Annotated in this window: 1 pseudogene; it reads right to left on the bottom strand. The window is 80.1% G+C overall.

Features of this window, described 5'->3' with window-relative positions:
- Nucleotides 1–88: 88 nt before the first annotated feature.
- A pseudogene (locus tag AX737_RS34395) lies at nucleotides 89–473 on the bottom strand (hypothetical protein); the annotation flags it as partial.

Here is a 473-nt window from a genome sequence, read left to right as displayed (position 1 = left end):
ATACCCCTCACCCCAACCCTCTCCCTATGGGAGAGGGGGCATGGCGCGGTTCACCGCACGCGGTCGAAGCAGTCAGCCGGAAACGGTGTCAGTCCCGCGCGTCCGGCGCGTCGGACGTCTCGGCGAACTCGGTCTTCAGGCAGGCGAGGAGGCGGCGGAGCCAGAGCCGCGCCTCGGCCTCCGCCGCGCGGGCGGCGGCCGCATCCTCATCGGCCCGGCACGCGCGCGCCTCGGCGGCGGCCGCAGCGGCCTCCGCGGCGACGGCCGTAGCCTCCGCGGCGGCGGCAGCGGCCTCTGCGGCGGTGCGGGCCGCCTCGGCCTGCTCGGCGCGGCGCAGCGCGGCCTCGGTCGCTTCCTCGGCCGCGCGGGCGCGCTGCTCGGCGGCCTCCGCGTCCCGGGCGCTGCGGCCGACGAGGGCGTGGGCGCGGCGCGTCGCCTCCTCGGCGCCCACCCGCGCCTGCCGGATCCGCCCG

It is taken from the genome of Methylobacterium sp. CCH5-D2 (assembly GCF_001556475.1).
Taxonomy (GTDB): domain Bacteria; phylum Pseudomonadota; class Alphaproteobacteria; order Rhizobiales; family Beijerinckiaceae; genus Methylobacterium; species Methylobacterium hispanicum.
This window is presented reverse-complemented; position numbering and strand designations above follow the sequence as displayed.